The 21,117-nt window shown below is 42.1% G+C and carries 24 protein-coding genes and 1 pseudogene; 18 read left to right on the top strand and 7 right to left on the bottom strand.

Annotated elements, in window-relative coordinates; translation table 11 throughout:
* The first annotated feature begins 156 nt into the window (after window positions 1–156).
* A complete protein-coding gene (kinA, locus tag LNN34_RS08520) occupies window positions 157–1,977 on the top strand; it encodes a sporulation histidine kinase KinA (RefSeq protein ID WP_024121207.1) in 1,821 nt (606 codons plus the stop codon).
* Window positions 1,978–1,986: 9 nt separating this feature from the next.
* Here the strand turns inward: kinA and LNN34_RS08515 are convergent.
* Window positions 1,987–3,170, bottom strand: a pseudogene (locus LNN34_RS08515) (aminotransferase A).
* 202 nt (window positions 3,171–3,372) lie between these two features.
* A complete protein-coding gene (locus LNN34_RS08510) occupies window positions 3,373–3,534 on the bottom strand; it encodes a hypothetical protein (protein WP_229043094.1) in 162 nt (53 codons plus the stop codon).
* Between the two features lie 206 nt (window positions 3,535–3,740).
* On the opposite strand from LNN34_RS08510, the gene cheV reads away from it, so the two are divergent.
* On the top strand, window positions 3,741–4,652 hold the full coding sequence (gene cheV, locus LNN34_RS08505; RefSeq protein ID WP_024121210.1) for a chemotaxis protein CheV: 912 nt from the start codon (window positions 3,741–3,743) through the stop codon (window positions 4,650–4,652).
* A gap of 41 nt (window positions 4,653–4,693) precedes the next feature.
* Here cheV and LNN34_RS08500 read toward each other — a convergent pair whose 3' ends face one another.
* The 4 genes from LNN34_RS08500 to LNN34_RS08485 form a co-directional block, all read right to left on the bottom strand.
* Window positions 4,694–5,158, bottom strand: a complete 465-nt coding sequence (locus LNN34_RS08500; protein ID WP_024121211.1) for a YkyB family protein — start codon at window positions 5,156–5,158, stop codon at window positions 4,694–4,696.
* A 124-nt stretch (window positions 5,159–5,282) separates the two neighbouring features.
* Window positions 5,283–6,575, bottom strand: a complete 1,293-nt coding sequence (locus LNN34_RS08495) for an MFS transporter (protein ID WP_044156081.1) — start codon at window positions 6,573–6,575, stop codon at window positions 5,283–5,285.
* A 75-nt stretch (window positions 6,576–6,650) separates the two neighbouring features.
* Entirely contained in the window at window positions 6,651–7,145 is a 495-nt protein-coding gene (locus LNN34_RS08490; protein WP_081638296.1) for a L,D-transpeptidase family protein, read from the bottom strand.
* Window positions 7,146–7,202: 57 nt separating this feature from the next.
* Window positions 7,203–8,063, bottom strand: a complete 861-nt coding sequence (locus LNN34_RS08485) for a metallophosphoesterase (protein ID WP_044156078.1) — start codon at window positions 8,061–8,063, stop codon at window positions 7,203–7,205.
* A 144-nt stretch (window positions 8,064–8,207) separates the two neighbouring features.
* Here LNN34_RS08485 and fadH point away from each other — a divergent pair, with 144 nt between their 5' ends.
* The 14 genes from fadH (at window position 8,208) to LNN34_RS08415 (ending at window position 18,678) form a co-directional block, all read left to right on the top strand.
* Complete coding sequence (fadH, locus tag LNN34_RS08480; RefSeq protein ID WP_229043093.1) at window positions 8,208–8,972, top strand: 2,4-dienoyl-CoA reductase; 765 nt, start codon at window positions 8,208–8,210, stop codon at window positions 8,970–8,972.
* Between the two features lie 63 nt (window positions 8,973–9,035).
* Window positions 9,036–10,259: an EAL-associated domain-containing protein gene (locus LNN34_RS08475; RefSeq protein WP_229043092.1), complete on the top strand. Its 1,224-nt coding sequence runs from the start codon at window positions 9,036–9,038 to the stop codon at window positions 10,257–10,259.
* Between the two features lie 246 nt (window positions 10,260–10,505).
* Window positions 10,506–11,414, top strand: a complete 909-nt coding sequence (locus tag LNN34_RS08470; protein WP_202647251.1) for a manganese catalase family protein — start codon at window positions 10,506–10,508, stop codon at window positions 11,412–11,414.
* 190 nt (window positions 11,415–11,604) lie between these two features.
* Window positions 11,605–11,844: a YkuJ family protein gene (locus tag LNN34_RS08465; RefSeq protein ID WP_003218671.1), complete on the top strand. Its 240-nt coding sequence runs from the start codon at window positions 11,605–11,607 to the stop codon at window positions 11,842–11,844.
* Window positions 11,845–11,953: 109 nt separating this feature from the next.
* Window positions 11,954–12,472: a ribonuclease H-like YkuK family protein gene (locus LNN34_RS08460; protein ID WP_024121220.1), complete on the top strand. Its 519-nt coding sequence runs from the start codon at window positions 11,954–11,956 to the stop codon at window positions 12,470–12,472.
* A 139-nt stretch (window positions 12,473–12,611) separates the two neighbouring features.
* Window positions 12,612–12,803, top strand: coding sequence for an AbrB antirepressor AbbA (abbA, locus tag LNN34_RS08455; protein ID WP_003218673.1), 192 nt, complete (start codon window positions 12,612–12,614; stop codon window positions 12,801–12,803).
* 138 nt (window positions 12,804–12,941) lie between these two features.
* Window positions 12,942–13,385, top strand: coding sequence for a cyclic-di-AMP-binding protein CbpB (cbpB, locus tag LNN34_RS08450; protein ID WP_044156071.1), 444 nt, complete (start codon window positions 12,942–12,944; stop codon window positions 13,383–13,385).
* A 146-nt stretch (window positions 13,386–13,531) separates the two neighbouring features.
* The gene (gene ccpC / locus LNN34_RS08445; protein WP_229043091.1) at window positions 13,532–14,413 is read left to right on the top strand and encodes a transcriptional regulator CcpC; all 882 of its coding nucleotides are present in this window, start codon (window positions 13,532–13,534) and stop codon (window positions 14,411–14,413) included.
* A gap of 117 nt (window positions 14,414–14,530) precedes the next feature.
* Window positions 14,531–15,007, top strand: a complete 477-nt coding sequence (locus tag LNN34_RS08440; protein ID WP_059292864.1) for a flavodoxin — start codon at window positions 14,531–14,533, stop codon at window positions 15,005–15,007.
* Entirely contained in the window at window positions 14,997–15,890 is an 894-nt protein-coding gene (locus LNN34_RS08435; RefSeq protein WP_193660463.1) for an exo-alpha-sialidase, read from the top strand. Before LNN34_RS08440 ends, LNN34_RS08435 begins: the two co-directional genes overlap by 11 nt.
* A gap of 15 nt (window positions 15,891–15,905) precedes the next feature.
* Window positions 15,906–16,361 carry a flavodoxin gene (locus LNN34_RS08430; protein WP_024121225.1) on the top strand — a complete coding sequence of 152 codons (456 nt, stop codon included), beginning with the start codon at window positions 15,906–15,908 and terminating at the stop codon, window positions 16,359–16,361.
* 105 nt (window positions 16,362–16,466) lie between these two features.
* A complete protein-coding gene (dapD, locus tag LNN34_RS08425; protein WP_059352842.1) occupies window positions 16,467–17,177 on the top strand; it encodes a 2,3,4,5-tetrahydropyridine-2,6-dicarboxylate N-acetyltransferase in 711 nt (236 codons plus the stop codon).
* A 70-nt stretch (window positions 17,178–17,247) separates the two neighbouring features.
* A complete protein-coding gene (locus tag LNN34_RS08420) occupies window positions 17,248–18,372 on the top strand; it encodes an N-acetyldiaminopimelate deacetylase (protein ID WP_044156065.1) in 1,125 nt (374 codons plus the stop codon).
* A 60-nt stretch (window positions 18,373–18,432) separates the two neighbouring features.
* Complete coding sequence (locus tag LNN34_RS08415; RefSeq protein ID WP_010334064.1) at window positions 18,433–18,678, top strand: YkuS family protein; 246 nt, start codon at window positions 18,433–18,435, stop codon at window positions 18,676–18,678.
* A 34-nt stretch (window positions 18,679–18,712) separates the two neighbouring features.
* On the opposite strand, the gene LNN34_RS08410 is transcribed toward LNN34_RS08415, so the two are convergent.
* On the bottom strand, window positions 18,713–19,516 hold the full coding sequence (locus tag LNN34_RS08410) for a mechanosensitive ion channel family protein (protein ID WP_229043090.1): 804 nt from the start codon (window positions 19,514–19,516) through the stop codon (window positions 18,713–18,715).
* A gap of 244 nt (window positions 19,517–19,760) precedes the next feature.
* Between LNN34_RS08410 and ahpA the strand changes: the two genes are divergently transcribed.
* Window positions 19,761–20,303 carry a peroxiredoxin gene (gene ahpA, locus LNN34_RS08405; protein WP_199397577.1) on the top strand — a complete coding sequence of 181 codons (543 nt, stop codon included), beginning with the start codon at window positions 19,761–19,763 and terminating at the stop codon, window positions 20,301–20,303.
* A gap of 81 nt (window positions 20,304–20,384) precedes the next feature.
* Window positions 20,385–20,843 carry a thiol-disulfide oxidoreductase YkuV gene (gene ykuV / locus LNN34_RS08400; protein ID WP_059292859.1) on the top strand — a complete coding sequence of 153 codons (459 nt, stop codon included), beginning with the start codon at window positions 20,385–20,387 and terminating at the stop codon, window positions 20,841–20,843.
* The last annotated feature ends 274 nt before the right edge of the window (window positions 20,844–21,117 follow it).

Raw genomic sequence — 21,117 nt, 5'->3', positions numbered from 1 at the left:
GGGTGCACATCTGACAGATTGTGTGCCCTTTCTTTTCCTCAAAAATTAGAGATCACTATAAGAATAGAAGGAGAATACTCATTTTCTAGCGAATCATACTAGGTAAAAGTCAATCTGTAAATGTCGAACATGATAATCATGCAAAGGAGGGATTCTGTGGAACAGGATACGCAGTATGTTAAGCCATTTCAAACGAAAACCGATATTCATGCAGTCTTGGCTTCTAATGGACGCATCATTTATATATCAGCCAACTCCAAACTGTATCTGGGTTATCTTCAGGGAGAAATGATCGGATCATTCCTCAAGACATTTCTGCATGAGGAAGACCAATTTTTAGTTGAAAGCTATTTTTATAATGAACATCATCTGATGCCGTGCACCTTTCGTTTCATTAAAAAAGATCATACGATTGTATGGGTGGAGGCTGCAGTAGAAATTGTGACGACGAGAGCTGAGCGGACGGAACGGGAAATCATTTTGAAAATGAAGATTCTCGAAGAAGAGTCCGGGCATCAGCCTCTTACCTGCGAAAAACATGAAATTGAGCCTGCGAACCCGGAATCAACTACATATATAACGGATGATTATGAGCGGCTAGTTGAAAATCTTCCAAGCCCGCTATGCATCAGTGTCAGCGGCAAAATCGTCTATGTAAACAGCGCGATGCTTTCCATGCTGGGAGCAAAAAGCAAGGATGCTGTTATTGGCAAATGGTCCTATGAATTTATTGAGGAAGAGTATCATGATATCGTGAAAAACAGAATTATACGAATGCAAAAAGGAATGGAAGTCGGAATGATTGAACAGACGTGGAAAAGGCTTGATGGCACACCTGTTCATTTAGAAGTGAAAGCGTCCCCGACCGTCTACAAAAACCAGCAGGCTGAACTGCTTCTGCTAATCGATATCTCTTCAAGGAAAAAATTCCAAACCATCCTGCAAAAAAGCCGTGAACGATATCAGCTGCTGATTCAAAATTCAATCGATACTATTGCTGTGATTCATAATGGGAAATGGGTGTTTATGAATGAGTCGGGAATTTCGCTGTTTGAAGCGGCGACCTATGAGGATTTAATCGGCAAAAATATATACGATCAGCTCCACCCTTGCGATCATGAGGACGTGAAAGAGAGAATCCAAAACATTGCCGAGCAAAAAACAGAATCGGAAATCGTTAAGCAATCATGGTTTACCTTTCAGAACAGGGTCATCTACACGGAAATGGTCTGCATTCCGACGACCTTTTTCGGTGAAGCGGCTGTCCAAGTCATTCTGCGTGATATTTCTGAGAGAAAACAAACAGAGGAACTCATGCTTAAATCAGAAAAATTATCTATCGCAGGACAGCTCGCAGCGGGAATCGCGCATGAGATCCGCAATCCGCTTACCGCGATTAAAGGGTTTTTACAGCTGATGAAACCGACGATGGAAGGAAATGAACATTATTTTGACATTGTATTCTCTGAGCTCAGCCGAATTGAATTAATACTCAGTGAACTGCTGATGCTGGCAAAGCCCCAGCAGAATGCCGTGAAAGAGCATTTGAACTTGAAAAAACTAATCGGTGAAGTCTCTGCGCTGCTGGAAACCCAGGCGAATTTAAACGGGATTTTCATCAGAACCCGTTATGAGAAAGACAGCATTTATATAAACGGGGACCAAAATCAGCTGAAGCAGGTATTCATTAATTTAATAAAAAATGCAGTAGAATCTATGCCTGACGGAGGCACTGTAGACATTATCGTAACAGAGGATAAGCATTCTGTTCATGTTACCGTCAAGGACGAAGGGGAGGGCATACCTGAAAAGGTGCTCAACCGTATTGGAGAACCATTTTTAACGACAAAAGAAAAGGGAACAGGGCTCGGGCTGATGGTAACATTTAATATCATTGAGAATCATCAAGGCGTTATCCATGTAGACAGCCAGCCGGATAAAGGCACAGCGTTTAAAATCTCATTTCCAAAAAAATAAAACAACGGCTTAAACGCCGTTGTTTATATCGTCTGCATCGATTCCCTTTTCTTTAGTACAAATAATTCTAAACGATCTAATCCTTCTCTTAATGTGTCCAGCGAGTATGCAAAAGACAGCCTTACATATCCTTCACCAAACGCTGAGAACGAGCTGCCGGGCACAAGCGCCACACCAGCATCCTCCAAAAGAGCCATACTAAAGTCAAACGAAGACATCCCAAAGGATTTAATAGAAGGAAAAATATAAAATGCGCCAGACGGTTTTACGACATCAAGACCCATCGACACGAGGCGGTCATACACATAATCGAGCCGTTTTTTGTACTGCTCTCTCATGATCAGGGCGTCGTCAAATCCGTTAGTCACAGCTTCAAGCGCTGCCTTTTGAGAAATAGAGGACGCACATGACACATTGTATTGATGAACCTTTAAAATGTGTTTTGCTATGTCTTTCGGAGCGAATAAAAATCCGATTCTCCATCCCGTCATGCTGTGGGACTTTGACAAGCCATTAATGACAATGGTTTGATCCCGCAAATGTGTTGCAATCGAATGGTGCGGTCTGTCATATGTTAATTCGCTGTATATTTCGTCTGACAATACGAAGACATTTCTGCCTTTTAATAGAGCCGCGATGCTTTTCAGCTCTTCTTCAGATAATGTCACACCGGTAGGGTTTGACGGATAAGGAAGCACGACACACTTGGTATTGGGAGTCAGAGCTTCTTCAATCAGCCGGGCTGTGAGTTTAAACCCGTGAGACGTCGTGTCAACAATGACAGGCTTGGCACCGCATAAATTGATAATAGGTTCATAACCCGGATATATCGGACCTGGCATAATGACTTCATCGCCGGGAGACAGAATGGTGCGGAATGCTGCATCAATGGCTTGGCTTGCTCCTGTTGTGATCATTATTTCACTTTCAGCTTCATAGTTGAAGTCTGCTTTTTTCTTCATATAAAGCTGAACAGCTTGTCTCAATTCCAGGTAGCCGGCATTTGGAGTGTATGACGTAACGTTGTCATCAATGGCTTTTTTTGCGGCAGCTTTCACATGATGCGGCGTGAAAAAATCAGGCTGGCCGATCGTAAGTGAAATGACATTTTCGTGTTGAGATACAAGATTTGAGAATTTGCGTATTCCTGAAATTTCAATCTCTCTGGCTTTCGGATTCAGCAAATGTTCCATAATTCATCACCTTAATATATATAATGAGTTTCTCCTATTTTACCACTAGCTGGCCATTTGTCACCTTTTTAACCGATATATTTCGATTGTATGCGCCTATTTACTAGAACATACCTTCCTTCTCAGAAAAAAAGAAGACAACCAGCGATTTGATTGTCTTTATTGTATCATGTTCTATTATTGTTTATATGTGCCAATTTCATCAATAACCATAGTCAAAATGAAGGTCTTCGTGCCAAATCATGTACGGGGGATGCTCTTCTTGAAGATCAGCAGATTCTTTCTTTATATGAAGATAAGTCTCTTCACTGATATCCTCTAAAACAGTCATTTCATTTTCTTTAAATATTACTAAAGTACCCATTATTTACACCCTTCTTTGGAAAAATCCTTGACTATTTTATCACTGTCAGTTGGAAAGTCAATGGTCATTAGGAAAAAAGTTTCTTTTTTAAGGTTATCAGCATAACTGTCGCCAGAATAGGATTTTGAAGAGCCTCACCATTCATTTTTTATAATTTTCGCCGATATATACAGTACAATACTGAATGCGAATAGCGAGGGATTGAATTGTCGTTACAACAATACGAAATTTTATTGGATTCTGGTACAAATGAATTAGAAATTGTGAAGTTTGGCGTTGGTGGCAATGCTTTCGGCATTAACGTCATGAAAGTGAGAGAGATTATTCAGCCTGTCGAGGTCACATCAGTGCCTCACTCCCACCAGCATGTAGAAGGAATGATTAAACTAAGAGGAGAAATTCTCCCAGTCATCAGCCTGTTTTCCTTTTTCGGGGTGGAGCCTGAGGGATCAAAAGACGAGAAGTATATCGTAACCGAATTTAATAAGCGAAAAATTGTTTTCCATGTCGGGTCTGTTTCTCAAATTCACAGGGTTTCATGGGAAGCAATTGAAAAACCGACTTCTCTAAATCAAGGAATGGAGCGGCACCTCACAGGGATTATCAAACTGGAAGAAACGATGATCTTTTTGCCTGATTATGAAAAAATCATCTATGATATCGAATCAGACTCAGGTGTTGATACGTACAATATGCATACCGAGGGCTTTGATGAAAGAAGAACTGATAAAAAGCTTATCATTGTAGAAGACTCACCGCTTCTGATGCGCCTTTTAAAAGATGAATTAACCGAAGCTGGATACAACAATATTACAGCGTTTGAGAATGGAAAAGATGCATATGACTATATCATGAACCTTACCGAAAGCGGCAATGATTTAACAGAACAAATCGATATGATCATCAGTGATATTGAAATGCCGAAAATGGACGGACACAGGCTGACAAAGCTGCTTAAAGACAATCCGAAGAGTTCTGATGTGCCGATTATGATTTTCTCATCATTAATAACAGATGATTTGCGTCACCGGGGAGAAGTGGTCGGCGCCGATGAGCAAATCAGCAAGCCGGAAATCAGCGATCTGATTAAAAAAGTGGATACGTATGTGATCGATTAATAAAAAAAGCCGGATGCCATAAGTGGCATCGGCTTTTTTTATTAAAAATAACTCTCGCCGAGTTTCTTAAAGACAGGCTTATGATAAGCGGGCTGCTGGCGATTCGTCACAAGCGGCTTTTCTTTCATGCCGACGTATTTTTGCAATAGGTGTTTTGCTTTTGTTAAAGACATTTGAGCTTTTGGATTTCGGTACGACTGATTAAGTGTACCTAAATGCGGAAGATGTTCGAAGTCTTCTTTAGTTGGAGGCATGTGAAAATAGTAGTCTCCGATTGAGATAAGCACGTCCGATTGCTGTTGGCTGAACCTTGGATTTTTTGAAAAATGAAGCCCTATTTTCTTACCTTTACCTTCTTTGACAAGCTTTTGCAAAGCCCGTTTTTTCAGCAGATATAGGTATTTAGGGTTGGGGGCGGTTTTTGCATGGCGGTTCACAGTGTAAACTGCTTTTGAAAGATTTTCTACGGTTGGCTGCAGATCTTTCGAGTATGCATGGTCGTCCATTATTTCTCTCCTTTGCTCTTATCAAATTTCTTATGATTAGATTATACTTTTTTAAGGTTGAAATGCAAATATTGAATGCAAAAATGCGCTTTTTCTATGGAAAAAAGCGCATTTTCAACTTATATTATACAGATTTTGCTTTCTTTTTCGGCTGAGCCTGAAATGTTTCCTGTACATTCACTTCTACAGCCTGCGCACTGTATTTTGGCAGTGCGACAAAATAGAAAATGAAAACAGCTAAAATGAAAACGCCCATGCCGTAATACAGATAATCGATGTTTGATACAAACTTAGGGAATAACAGCGCCACTAAGCCAAGTGTCAAAGACTGCGCAAACATCATAAAAGGATCTTGCCAGCCGCTTACACGTCCCATCAGCTTCGGATGGACAATCTTAGGCATCCATCCCCCAATGGCGATGTTTACCGGACCGATGCACATCCCCAGTACAAAAGTAGTTGCATAGTACACCCATAAAACTTTGGTGTAGCCAAGGACAAAAATCAGCAAGCCTGCAATTAAAATCGGCACCGACATTAAAAAGTGAGGCTTCACTTTTTTAGAGATTAACGTGCCGATCACACTTCCTGCCAAAAGCCCAAACCCGATTGCGATTGTAAATACGGATGTATGCCATTCATAACGGTCGGGTGCCAGTCCATACTTCATTGTAAACATTGGCAATACAGCAAATCCTCCGTTCACAAAACCAAAAACAAAGAAACCGAAAATAAGAGAGGCCAGCAGCTTGTTTTTTAAAATGTAGACAATGCCTTCCTTAAAATCGTTTATCGAATCCTTGACGGAAGCTTGTCTCCAGTTAAATGTGCCGTTCGGCTGTCTGGCTTCTTTCGGAATCCGGCAGGTGCGGATAAGCAGGCCGGAAATAATAAAGCTGACAAAATCAAGAATAATCGCTCCATGAATTCCGATTGTGTTATACATAAAAGCACCGATTCCAACGCCAAATACCATAAAGATACTAAAAAGCATCTGATTAAGCCCGGCCGCTTTCGCATAATGCTCCTTCGGCAGGATGGCTTGTACTAAACTGTTTTCTGCAGGAAAGAAAAACTTGGTTACAGCGCTTCTGACAAACAAAATACAGAAAACAAGAGGAATATTGCCGGTAAATAAAGTGAAAAAAAGTACGACAGTCAGGGCGGCTCTGATCCAATCACAGTTTTCCGCGACTTTTTTTCTGTCAAACCGGTCCGCAACGACTCCCACAAGCAAAAACACAAATACTGTAGGAAGGGAATACATCAGTTCAGCCAAGGTTGTGTAAGAAGGCTGGCTGCTGAAGCGGTCCAGCAAGAAAAAAGCAAATGCCATGTTGCCTACTGTCGTGCCCATTTGAGAAGCGAGTGCTGCGAAAAATAGACGAACAAAATTACGATTTTTAAATATATCCATAAAAACGCTCCTTACCCTAAAGGTCCCACTTTATCATATTATAAACCGCCTGTTTTTGAAACAAATAAGAAAACATTACCGGTTAATCATGACTCTTGTTCCGTTTGGCACAATTGAAGCGAGTTCTAGAACATCTTTGTTATGCATGCGGATACAGCCTTTAGACACAGCCTTGCCAATCGAAGCGGGATTATTCGTTCCGTGTATTCCATAGTGCTGCCTTGAAAGGCTCAGCCAATAAGCGCCAAATGGGCCGCCGGGATTGCGTTGGCGGTTAATAATGTAGAACTCGCCAGTTGGTGTTTGTGTCAGTATTTTACCGACGGCGATCGGATAAGTTTTTATTACCTGATTATTTTGGTACAAAGTAAGGGTTTTAGCCCCAATAGAGACTGCAATATGATATGGGATCGTATTTGGGTCTGGCAGACCGGGGATGACAATGCGCTGTCCGGCGATAACTCCTGATTGCAGCGATGGATTGGCTTGGATCAAAGCAGCAGTGCTGATTCTGAAATCGGCCGCGATGCTGGTGAGTGTATCGCCTTGTTTAATCTGGTACGTAAGCAGTTTCCTCATCCTCCCTTTTTTATTTATAAGTATTGATGAGGAACCCATTCTGCTACATTAAGTTGTGCTTTTTAATGTAAAGACTGTGATTTCAGGTTTAGCCAGAAATCGCAAAGGCAGTCTCGTCATCCCGAGGCCGCGGTTCACATAAATATGAGTGTCGCCTGTTTGGTACATTCCTTCGGTATAGACTTTTCCGTACGGAGGCGTAATAAGCGGTCCGTAGAAGGGCAGCTGGATCTGCCCGCCGTGTGTGTGTCCGGATAGCTGCAGATTGACAGGATATGTTTTTGTATTCAAGGCAGCATCAGGCTCATGGACGAGCAAAATGGAAAAAAGCCTTTCGCTTAGTTTCGATAGGGTGCCTTCATAATCGGGCTTGCCGAGCATTAAATCATCGAGCGCAGCGATCTCAATTTCGCTGCCGTCTGTGAGCGTCAATTTTTGATAGGCGTTGCGGAATACCGTAAAACCTCCTGATGACATCAGGCTTTTATAAGCATCGGTTCCATAGCCGCCGTGATCATGATTGCCGTAAACACAAAACTTGCCGAAGGGTGCTTGCAGCTTTCTCAAAAAAGGAATCACTGCCTGATAATGTTGATACGTATCAGGGTTATCGATAATATCCCCGGTAAAAACAATTAAATCAGGCTTAGTTTCATTGATCGTCAGGATGACAGTTCTAAAGTCTTCAAGCGTAAAATAATCGCTTAAATGTGTATCACTGAACTGCACGATTTTAAAACCGTCAAATCCATGGGGAATGAGAGAGCTTTTAATCGTGTGTTTAGTAGTCTCAATCATATGCGGTTCCAGATAGCGGGCATAGCCATATCCCCCGCTGGCCGTTAAAACCCCGGCCGCAAAAACGCCGAGCGTTCCTTTTAAAAATTGTCTTCTGGATATCTTTTTCATTTCAAACCAACCTTTAGTAGAGTTTTTCTATTATATCACCTGTAACTTGAAAAAATCTCATCTTAGCATGTACTGACAGAAGCTTGCGTATAATGGTAGAATAATATTGAATGAATACTCATTCATAACAGGAGGGATCATACAATGGAAAAAAAGGTTGTTATTATTACCGGCGGGTCAAGCGGCATGGGAAAAGCAATGGCAAAAAAACAGGCCGAATTGGGCTGGAATGTCATGATAACAGGGCGGAACCATGAAGCACTTGAAGAAACAAAAAAAGAAATTGAAACCTTTGAGGGCCAAGTTGCCTGTTTTCAAATGGATGTCCGTTCTGATTCTGGGGCAGCACAAATGGTTGCAGAAGCGTTACATGTGTTTGGGCGTCTTGATGCACTTATTAATAATGCGGCCGGCAATTTTATTTGCCCGGCAGAAAAGCTCACTCCCAATGGATGGAAAGCGGTAATTGAGATTGTATTAAATGGCACGTTTTTTTGCAGCCAAGCCGCAGCCAGGCACTGGATTGAGCATCAGCAGAGGGGTGTTATTCTAAATATGGCCGCCACATATGCGTGGGGAGCGGGAGCGGGGGTTGTTCATTCCGCTGCGGCAAAAGCTGGCGTATTGTCGCTCACTAGAACTCTCGCCGTAGAGTGGGGCAGTCAATACGGAATCCGTACAAACGCGATTGCACCCGGTCCAATTGAACGAACAGGCGGTGCAGAGAAGCTTTTTGAATCAGAAAAAGCGATGTCCCGCACGCTGAACAGTGTGCCGCTCGGCCGGCTTGGCACACCCGAGGAAATCGCCGCCTTGGCCGCGTTTATGCTTTCTGCTGAAGCGTCCTATATGAATGGGGAATGTGTCACTCTGGATGGGGGGCAATGGCTGAATCCTTATCCGTTTTAAAGCATATTAAACTTTGGATTCAATGTGGTATAATCAGACAAAGATAGAGAAGCAGGTGATAACATGTTGGATCCACTTGATATTTTAACGAACATTGATGATGTCCTCCCATATTACCAGGCGATTTTCAGTGCCGAGGAGCAGAAAATCGTCGGATATGAGGTGCTGGGACGTATATTGGCAGATTCAGAAATTCAAAGTCTCGGACCCTTTTTTTTAGATGCGGGGATACCCGAAGAATATAAGTTAGAGGTTGATAACAGAATTATCCGCCAGGCTCTTGACCGCTTTTTAGAAGCGGATTCTGATCTGCTGATTTTTATGAATCAGGATGCCAATCTTTTAATGCTTGATCACGGCGAAAGCTTTCTTGAGCTTCTGAAAGAATATGAAGAGAGAGGGATCGAACTTCATCGTTTCGTGCTTGAAATTACAGAGCACAATTTTGAAGGGGATATTGAGCAGCTTTACCATATGCTTGCCTACTATCGTACATACGGAATCAAAATTGCAGTTGATAATATCGGAAAAGAAAGCAGCAATCTGGACAGAATTGCGCTGCTATCGCCAGATTTGTTAAAAATCGATTTACAGGCGCTGAAAATCTCACAGCCATCTCCGTCTTATGAGCATGTGCTGTACAGCATTTCATTATTAGCTAGAAAAATCGGTGCGGCGCTGCTTTACGAAGATATTGAGGCGAATTTTCAGCTTCAATACGCATGGAGAAATGGCGGCCGCTATTTTCAGGGCTATTATTTGGTGTCCCCGTCAGAAACGTTTTTAGAGAGAGATGTATTGAAGCGAAGACTTAAGACTGAATTTCACCAATTTATCACACATGAGAAAAAGAAACTAGAAACCGTCTATGAGCACTCTGAACAGTTTTACAAACGGGTGCACCAGGCTGTTACATCATTGCGAAAAAACAGCCAGTCTCCGGATGATGACTTTATTAAAAAGCTGGCGGAAGAGCTGACGGACTGCAGCTTTAGAATTTATATCTGTGATGGAGAAGGCGATCAGCTGACTGGAAATGTTTTTAAACAAGACGGAGAATGGATTTACCAGCCGGAGTATACGGAGAAGAACTGGAGCTGGCGTCCTTATTTTCTGGAGAACATCATGAGAATGAGAAACCTCAGAAAAGGGTTTTTCAGTGATTTGTACAGCGATTTGGAAACAGGCGAAATGATCAGAACGTTTTCATATCCGATGGATGATCAAATATATTTGTTTATAGACCTGCCGTATTCTTATTTATATGAGCAGGATGGATTGATTTAAACGGCTGAAGAGCCGTTTTTTTTATGAGTTGAAAAAATATCAAAAAACGATTGACATTGATACTGAGAATCATTATCATTTAATTATAGAGAGAAGCTACTCTCTGTTCCCCAACCCCTCTATCAGATCAAGATCCGAAAAGCTTGGCGCTACCCCCGCCAAGTTTTTTATTTGTCAACGCATAAGACAATCCATAGAAACAATAAACCTTATTAGTGGTAAACAACGGCACTAGGAGGTACAAACATGTTCAAAAGGAGCAACAGACTGCTTATTGACCTTCCAACCCCAGAACACCCTGACCCAAATGCGGCAGCGGCGGTTCAAGAGCTGTTAGGCGGCAAATTTGGTGAAATGTCCACTCTCAATAATTATATGTTCCAGTCCTTTAACTTTCGCAGCAAGAAAAAATTAAAACCGTTTTACGATCTTGTATCAAGCATTACCGCTGAAGAATTCGGCCATGTGGAGCTTGTGTCTAATACGATATCTTTAATGCTGACAGGTTCGACATTTAAAGGTGATCCCGACGTTTCACCGATGAGAGATGCAAAAAATAAACGAAATTCCCAGCATTTTATTGAAACGGCTCAAACGTCTTATCCGTTTGATTCGATGGGGAAAGCCTGGACCGGTGAAAATGTGTTTAACAGCGGAAATCTGGTGCTGGATTTGCTCCATAACTTTTTCCTGGAATGCGGCGCCCGAACTCACAAAATGAGAGTGTATGAAATGACTGATCATCCGGTGGCCAGAGAAATGATCGGTTATTTGCTCGTGCGCGGCGGCGTTCATATCGTGGCGTATGCCAAAGCGCTTGAGATTGCGACTGGCGTAAATATCGGCAAAATGCTTCCGATCCCGAACCTTGATAATAAACATTTTGATACAGCCAGAAAATTCGAAGATCAGGGAATTCATACGAAGCTGTATACATTCAGTGATACGGATTACAAGGATATCAATAAAATCTGGAAAGGTGAGCATCCGATAGACGGCAGTGAGCTTCATGTCATTGAGGGAAGCCCTAAGGGAGCGCCCGTTCCTGATTTCAGAGAAGTGCCGGAGGAATTTGCTCCCGGGATTTCAAAAGAGGATTTTGACGAAATTGCAAAAAGGCTGTTGGATTCTGCCGGAATATCAAAAAAATCATAATTGTGTGTATGACATTCCAAAAAAAGCCTCAAACTACGTAAAAATAGTTTTTTCACTTTTTTTCTTTTCTTAAATTCAGCAGGGAAAATGCCATCCTGTCCGACTTTATGGTATGATGCTCAATAGAACTTGTATTATAATAAATACTTGTTGATTTGAAGTTGTTTTTTGAAAGGAGTCTTTTTTTAGAATGTCACAATTAATGGGTATCATCACACGGCTGCAAAGTCTGCAAGAAACGGCGGAAGCGGCTAACGAGCCAATGCAGCGCTACTTCGAAGTAAATGGTGAGAAAATATGCAGTGTTAAATATTTCGAAAAAAATCAAACGTTTGAACTGACGGTTTTCCAAAAAGGTGAAAAGCCGAACACATATCCGTTTGATAATATCGACATGGTTTCAATCGAAATTTTTGAACTTCTGCAGTAAGACTCTTGATATAGGGGAAACAAGCTTTCGCTTTGCAGCATGTAATCGAAATAAACGGTAAGGAACATACTTGTTTCATGGTTGTAAATCCTTGAAAAGGAGTGTCGTCGTGGCCGATTCTTTTCTGTTTTATAATCTTTCAGAAGCACAGATGACCTTTCAAGATGTGATGGAACGGCTTAAAGCCTTTATTCGAAGGGATCCCCGTTCTTCATATGTGTTATCGATCGGAACCGATTCACAGGTTTATCGTGATTACACAAAGTTTATTACTGCATTACATTTGCATCGTACAGGCAAGGGAGCTTGGGGCTGCTTGAAAAACCACGCAGTCGACAGACCCATACATAGCCTTCGTGAAAAGATTTCGTTAGAAACGGCGTACAGTCAAGAAACAGCCGCCTATATTCTGGATGGACACTTGATGGATATTACCGATCTGCTCCTGCCTTTTACAGGCGAAGGGGCGGATCTTACATTTGAGGTTCACTTGGATATTGGGAAAAAAGGGCTTACAAAAGAACTGATTCAAGAAATGACAGGGCGCATAACTTCAATGGGGATTGAGGCTAAAATCAAACCGGATTCATACACAGCCTTCAGCTATGCAAATCGTTTCACAAAATAATTCCGGCTCGCAAGCCGAGGGAAATGTCGAATTATGCGGTTGACGATTGTTTTCTGATTACTTATTCTAGCGGTAGAGCTGAAAGTAAGTTTTCTTGCTTTCAGAGGTATTCAGTATAAAACAGGGGGCCTGATTACGAATGAGTCTTATCGGTGAACGATTTACAGAAGAAGAACAAAAACTTCTGCTGAATATCCTGATCAACCATGAGTATGCTATCGAGCTTTTAAGCAGTGAGATCAACGATATAGAGACAGGAACCAAAAACGTTGACGGAACCACCTACAAAAAACTTGTAACGCTATACGACCGATTTCGATTTGAAAATTAATGGCACACCTTATAATTGATACTCCTCCAAAGAGTATCTTTTTTATTGAAGGAAACTTTTCGACAAATACTGATAAAGTTTATATTATTGTAGTATAGGGAATGTATGTGTTGATGAAAATGAAAAGGGGTCGAAAACATGATAAGCTTGCAATCAGATCAGCTTCTTGAGGCAACAGTCGGACAATTTATGATTGAGGCGGACAAAGTAGCGCACGTTCAAGTTGGAAACAACCTGGAGCACGCTTTATTAGTGCTGACAAAAACAGGGTACACGGCCATCCCGGTGCTGGATGCGTCATATCGTTTACACGGCTTAATAGGGACCAATATGATCATGAACAGCATTTTTGGTCTTGAAAGAATTGAATTTGAAAAGCTTGACCAGATTACCGTTGAGGAAGTTATGCTGACTGATATTCCGCGTCTTCATATAAATGATCCGATTATCAAAGGATTCAGCATGGTCATTGATAACGGGTTTGTTTGCGTTGAAAATGATGATCAGGTCTTTGAGGGGATTTTCACAAGAAGAGTGGTTTTGAAGGAATTGCATAAGCATATTCGCTCATTGAACAAGTAGGCTGCTCAGCCTATTTTTTATTATATTTGCAGAGCAATAAAGAAAGCGCATACATAAATTAGGGTGAAAAGGACTTGAATCATAAACTAAGATTTTATTAGAATAGAAGATAAGAAAAACTTATTGACAATAAAAAGGAGGACGACATGCAGCTTCAAGAGCTTCATATGCTCGTAGTTTTAGCTGAGGAGTTAAATATGAGAAAGGCGGCGGAACGGCTTTTTGTATCCCAGCCGGCTTTATCTCAGCGTTTACAAACCATTGAAAAGGCGTGGGGGACAAAGATATTTTTAAGATCCCAAAAAGGATTGACGGTAACGCCGGCCGGAGAGAAAATCATTCAGTTTGCGAATGACGTTACGTTAGAGCAGGACAGAATTAGAGAAAAAATCGATGAGCTCGAAGGAGAAATTCACGGCACACTGAAGCTTGCCGTCGCCTCCATCATCGGCCAGCATTGGCTTCCTAAAGTTCTAAAAACGTATGTGGAAAAGTATCCGAATGCAAAGGTCTCGCTCATTACCGGCTGGAGCAGCGAAATGCTGAAAAGTCTTTATGAGGATCAGGTTCATATTGGCATTATTAGAGGAAACCCCGAGTGGAAAGGCCGCAAAGACTATTTAATGACAGACCATCTGTATTTAGTCGACACTGAAATCTCTTGTATAGAAGATATTGCTCATACAGAACGGCCGTTTATCCAATTTAAAAGCGACAGCACTTATTTTCAGGAGATTCAGCATTGGTGGCATCAAAAATTTAAAACGTCGCCAAAACAGACTATATTGGTTGATCAGATTGAAACGTGCAAACAGATGGCGCTGCACGGGATCGGATATGCGATTTTGCCGTCTGTTACCCTTCAGAACGAAGACAAAGTCAATAAAATGCCTCTGTTAGACGTGAAAGGCAACCCTATCGGGCGGGATACCTGGTTATTAGGCTATGAACCTGCTTTTGAACTGAAGCAAGTTCAAGCTTTTGTTTCAGTTGTAAAGGAGATGCTTGATCAAGAGCACCCATTTTAAGAGAAAAGACAGCACAAGGCTGTCTTTTTTTATTAATATATATTGACAATGAAAATCATTATCATTTAAAGTGATACATATGATATTGAAAATCATTATCAATTATGAGGTGATAACATGGCAAAAGCCTTGATTACATATGCCAGCATGTCAGGAAATACCGAAGACATTGCCGGAATTATAAAAGATACACTGCAGGAATATGGTTTAGACATTGATTGCATCGATATGGATGACGCGGAGGCATCGTCTCTGACTTCTTATGATTATGTGCTCATTGGCACCTACACATGGGGAGATGGCGATTTGCCTTACGAAGCAGAGGACTTTTTCGAAGAGGTTCAGCAGCTTCAGCTGAACGGTTTGAAAACAGCTTGCTTCGGCTCGGGGGATTACTCTTATCCAAAGTTTTGCGAAGCTGTTAATTTATTCAGTGACATGCTGCAAGAGGCGGGAGCTGCTGTCTATCAAGAAACACTTAAAATTGAGCTTGCCCCTGAAACGGATGATGACGTGGAAAGCTGCAGAGAATTTGCAAGAGGTTTTCTTGCATGGGCAGACTTTGTGAACAAGGGAAAAAGCCATGTTTCATAAAGGGGCGACAGCTGTTGCGGCATCGGCGTTTTCTGGCTATTTTGTGGCAGTGAAAAGAGAAGGCATTTTTCATTATTCTTTGGAACAAGGCTGGAAAAAGCTTTTTCATTTAAAAGCGAAAATACACTGCATCAGTTATATCGGTCCTTACTTATTCGGTGTCGGTGAAAAGGGAACGATCATTCGTTCATCTGACGAAGGGAAAAGCTGGACGATGTCGAGCTTCCCGACAAATGCGACAGTGTGGTCGATGACCGGCAGGAGTGATGGATTTGTTTGCGCCCATGGCAAGCATTGCATTTATGTATCAGAAGACTTCGGTATTTCGTGGCGGGTTGCCAAACCCTTTGCGGAATTTGAACATCCGCCTGTTATTCGTTCACTGTGTCTGCATGGCGGGAATCTTTATATTGGTACACAAATACACGAATGTTTCGGAGGGATTTGGGCTTACGATTTCAAACAAGGCGCTGTCCGAATGGTAAAAAAAGAAGACAGCCGTATGACGGCATCCATGCTTGTGTTCGATGATAAATGGCTGGTTGCTGCAATGGGCTCTGCAAAAGGAAAGCGCGGAGCCGTCACTGCACAACATATTTTAACGGCTGAAGAAGTCACGATACATTCCAGCATGATCAAAAAGGAAGAATCGTTTCTTGATATTTCAGAGGATGATGGCATTATTTATGTCACAACGGCTCAAGACGAAAATGGCTATTCGAGGATTTATCAGGCTGATCTTGAGGCCCGAGAGCTAAAATGGTTCGATACCATTAAAGGTCATGGATGGAGAGTCGCCAATCAAAGAGAAAATTTCTTTTGTGCAGGCTTGTATGAATGTAAATTTGTCCAGCCGTACGAAGTTTCAGCAATGATTCATTAGAGGAGGAATACGGAATTGGGGAAGATTTTGCTGGTTTACGCAACGATGTCAGGCAACACAGAAGCCATGGCTGATTTGATTGAAAAGGGTCTTCAGGAGGCGGAAGCGGAAGTAGATCGATTTGAAGCAATGGACATTGATGATGCCGAGCTGTTTAATGATTATGAACATATCATCTTAGGAACCTATACATGGGGAGACGGTGATCTGCCTGATGAATTTCTTGACCTTGCCGAAGAAATGGAGGCCCTTGACTTTACCGGAAAAACATGCGCCGTTTTCGGTTCCGGTGATACAGCATATGAATATTTCTGCGGTGCTGTAGATACGCTTGAAGAGAAAATAAAAGAACGAGGCGGCGAAATTGTGCTTCCTTCCGTAAAGGTTGAAATGAATCCTGAAGGGGAAGAAGAAGAAGTATTAAAGGAATTCGGCAGACAATTTGCCAGAAAAAGCGGCTGTGCTGTCTGATAGATGCAAAGGGAACTGCCGAGCGGGTGTTTCCTTTTTTTCTTGTCTTTGTATCTTTCCTTTGATACAGTAATGAGGTAGAAAATCAGGAGGAGGACTATACATATGAAAATGATGGACGCAAATGAAATTATTTCATTTATACAAAATAGTACAAAATCTACACCTGTAAAGGTTTATGTAAAAGGTGAGCTGGAAGGAATCAATTTCGGTGATTCTGCGAAAGCTTTTCTAAACGGAAACACTGGTGTTGTTTTCGGTGAATGGAGCGAAATCAAAACAGCAATTGAAGAAAACCAAAGCAAAATCGAAGATTACGTGGTTGAAAATGACCGCCGCAACTCTGCGATTCCTATGCTTGATCTTAAGGATGTCAAAGCGCGCATCGAGCCGGGTGCGATCATCCGCGACCAAGTTGAAATCGGCGATAACGCAGTCATCATGATGGGGGCTTCTATCAATATCGGATCAGTTATCGGAGAAGGTACAATGATCGATATGAACGTTGTTCTTGGCGGACGAGCTACTGTCGGTAAAAACTGTCACATCGGTGCGGGTTCTGTGCTTGCGGGCGTTATTGAGCCGCCATCCGCTAAACCGGTTGTCATTGAAGACGACGTTGTGATCGGTGCAAATGCTGTCGTACTTGAAGGTGTAACAGTCGGTAAAGGAGCTGTTGTCGCTGCGGGAGCGATCGTAGTGAACGATGTTGAGCCATACACAGTTGTTGCGGGAACACCTGCTAAGAAAATCAAAGATATCGATGAGAAAACAAAAGGCAAAACTGAAATCAAGCAGGAATTACGCCAGCTGTAAGGAATGATTTGATCAAAAAGGCGTGGATGATATATCCACGCCTTATTCGTATAGGCAGGAGGAAATGAAAATGAAGAAAGAGGAGCTCATTGCAATCCGCAGAGATCTGCACCGTATACCCGAGCTTGGATTTCAGGAATTCAAAACACAGCAATATTTATTAAACGTCTTGGAGCAATATCCGAAAGACAGAATTGAAATTGAAAAATGGAGAACCGGACTTTTTGTGAAAGTGAACGGAACAGCGCCGGAAAAAATGCTCGGATACCGAGCGGACATTGACGCGCTTTCAATCGAAGAGCAGACAGGGCTGCCGTTCGCATCAGAGCATCACGGCAACATGCACGCCTGCGGACATGATTTGCATATGACGATTGCGCTGGGCATCATCGACCACTTTGTTCATCACCCTGTTAAGCATGATCTGCTCTTTTTATTTCAGCCGGCAGAGGAAGGGCCAGGCGGAGCGGAACCGATGCTTGAGAGCGACGTCTTAAAAAAGTGGCAGCCTGATCTCATCACTGCGCTTCATATTGCGCCAGAGCTTCCGGTCGGCACCATCGCGACAAAAAGCGGTTTGCTTTTTGCGAATACATCAGAGCTTGTCATTGACCTGGAAGGCAAAGGGGGGCATGCCGCTTATCCGCACTTAGCTGAGGATATGGTTGTAGCGGCAAGCACACTCGTTACTCAATTGCAAACAATCATCTCCAGAAACACAGACCCGCTTGACAGCGCTGTGATTACTATCGGTACGATTACGGGCGGCTCCGCGCAAAATATCATTGCGCAAACAGCTCACCTGGAAGGCACAATCCGCACGCTTTCTGAAGAATCCATGAAGCAGGTAAAGGAACGGATCGAAGATTTAGTGAAGGGAATCGAAATCGGCTTCCGCTGTAAAGGAAAAGTGACGTATCCGTCTGTGTATCACCAAGTTTACAATACAAGCGGGCTCACAGAGGAGTTTATGTCTTTTGTTGCTGAGCAAAAATTGGCACAAGTAATCGAAGCAAAAGAAGCGATGACCGGAGAGGATTTTGGCTACATGCTGAAAAAATACCCGGGTTTCATGTTCTGGCTCGGCGCTGATTCCGCGCACGGACTCCATCACGCAAAGCTGAATCCTGATGAAAATGCGATCGAAACAGCGGTTAACGTGATGACAGGTTATTTTTCTGTTTATGCCAATTAAGTACAATAGAAAGAATAAAATGCCATATGATGAGCACCCTATTTAACGGAGGTGTTCTTTATGACAAAAAAAATAGGAATTGAACAGTCGTTATCAGATGTAGAAGCTGCATTAAGAGAAAAAGGATATGACGTTGTCATGATGAAAAGTCCTGCAGATGCAAAAGGCTGTGACTGCTGTGTCGTAACAGGGCTAGACAACAATGTGCAAGGTATTGCCGATACAGTAACACAAGCACCGGTCATTACAGCTTCCGGGATGACTGCTGAAGAAATTTGCAGCGAAGTTGAAAGCAGAATTCAGTAAAGTAAAAACCGAAGCAAAAGCTTCGGTTCTTTTGTTATTCTGTTTCTTTAGGAAAAGCGCGGTCGAGTGCGGTTTTTATTTCTTTTCTCAGCACGCGTTCGACCCGCCACTGTTCCATATTTTCTGTTTTGGCAATGACTCTGATCACAATTTCAGAGGTTCCCAGCTCTTGAATGCCAATGACAGTAGGACCCTCTTTTATTTGCGGAAGAGCAGCTGCCGTTTCGTCACATACATGTTGTAAGATGTGAATGGTTTCATCGAGGTTTCTTTCAGCCGGGACTTTAATATCAACCAGCGCCTGCATCGTTCCGCGGGAATGGTTGCTTACATTTGTGATGTTCCGGTTCGGAATGTAATGCAGTGTGCCGTCAAAGCTGCGGATTTGGGTCGTTCTTAAACCGACCTGCTCCACAATTCCGTCAAAAGTCGCAACGGTGATATAATCTCCGACATCCAATTGTTTTTCAAGCAGAATAAAAAAACCTGTCACGATGTCGCTGACAAGGCCTTGGGCGCCAAAACCGACCGCCAGACCTACGATTCCCGCCCCTGCTAAAAGAGCGCTCGGGTCGTAATGAAACAAATCCAGAACCATAACGAAAAAAATAAAAATCAATATGTAAGCAAATACGTTAAGTGTCAGGCTTCGGAGCGTGTGAGCGCGTCCGATAGTCAGGTTGTTTTGCGCTTCAAATTTTGCAAATAGATGTTTAATAATTCTCATGCCTACAGATCGAACGATAAAATAGAGGCAAATCATAATGACGAGCTTAATGAGTAAAACACCCGCATTGGTGACAAGACCTGCCCAATCATAGTGTGTAATAAAATCCATGTTGGTGCTCCCTTTCTGAATGTGTTGCAGCATGTTAAAGTTTGTTTCCCTATACATGAACATGTTAAACTTTTTACCGTAAAATGTCGAAGGCAAAGACATGTATTCTTTGTTAAAAATTGACTGGGAAAATGCGGTTCGATATAATAGTCATTGTGAGGTCATTGACGAATTAAGGAATATTTTCCTTTATTTTCTTGTTCATCTGGCTTTTAAAGCCAAACTATCAATTGGAGGGATACATATGGCAGAACGTATGGTAGGTAAACAAGCTCCTCGTTTTGAAATGGAAGCAGTCCTTGCAAATAAGGAATTTGGCAAAGTAAGTCTTGAAGAAAACATGAAAAACGACAAATGGACGGTTCTTTTCTTCTATCCAATGGACTTTACTTTTGTCTGTCCGACAGAAATTACAGCGATGTCTGACCGTTATGACGAATTCGAAGATCTTGATGCTGAAGTGATCGGCGTTTCAACTGATACAATCCATACTCACTTGGCGTGGATCAACACAGACCGTAAAGAAAATGGTCTTGGTCAGCTGAAATATCCGCTTGCTGCTGATACTAACCATGAAGTATCCCATGAATATGGCGTTTTAATTGAAGAAGAAGGCGTTGCACTTCGCGGATTGTTTATTATCAATCCTGAAGGCGAGCTGCAATATCAAACGGTTTTCCATAACAACATCGGACGTGACGTTGATGAAACGCTTCGAGTGCTGCAAGCACTCCAAACAGGCGGACTATGCCCGGCTAACTGGAAACCAGGTCAAAAAACACTTTAATTCTTTTTGAGAACGAAAGAAAAAGGTCTAACAATTCGTTAGGCCTTTTTGACTCTTACTGCTCACTAGGAGGGAAAAGCGATGAAATTACGTCAGCCAATGCCTGAATTGACAGGAGAAAAAGCTTGGTTCAATGGTGAAGTAACAAAAGAACAACTGATTGGAGAAAAACCGACACTTATTCATTTCTGGTCCATCAGCTGCCATCTGTGCAAAGAAGCAATGCCGCAGGTGAATGAATTCCGGGACAAATATCAAGACAAGCTGAACGTTGTAGCTGTTCATATGCCTCGTTCCGAAGATGACCTGGATCTCGACAAAATCAAGGAAGTAGCTGCTGAACATGACATTACTCAGCCTATTTTTGTTGACAGCGACCACGCCTTAACCGACGCATTTGAAAACGAGTATGTGCCTGCGTACTATGTGTTTGATAAAACCGGACAGCTTCGTCATTTCCAAGCCGGCGGCAGCGGCATGAAAATGCTTGAAAAACGTGTGAACCGCGTTCTGGCTGAAACAGAACAAGCAGCGGAATAATTGTGTGCAAATTAAAAACCTGATCCTAATCAGGTTTTTTTATTTGTGCAAAAAAGGAAAAGAGTAAGAAGCTTATTTTTCCATATTTGGGTATAAGAAAAACGCTTTTTAATGATTTATCTTCTAAAAACGAGACCTAATTTCTTATGTTTTTCTGCATATTTAGATATTTTTCATATCTCTGCACGCGAAAATTGTAGATATTACACTAAATTTCATTAAAGAAGTAATTAAAAGATATATTTTCAACTTTATTCCAAATGACTGACATAAG

It is taken from the genome of Bacillus sp. AF23 (genome assembly GCF_020861455.1).
GTDB lineage: Bacteria > Bacillota > Bacilli > Bacillales > Bacillaceae > Bacillus > Bacillus halotolerans.
This window is presented reverse-complemented; position numbering and strand designations above follow the sequence as displayed.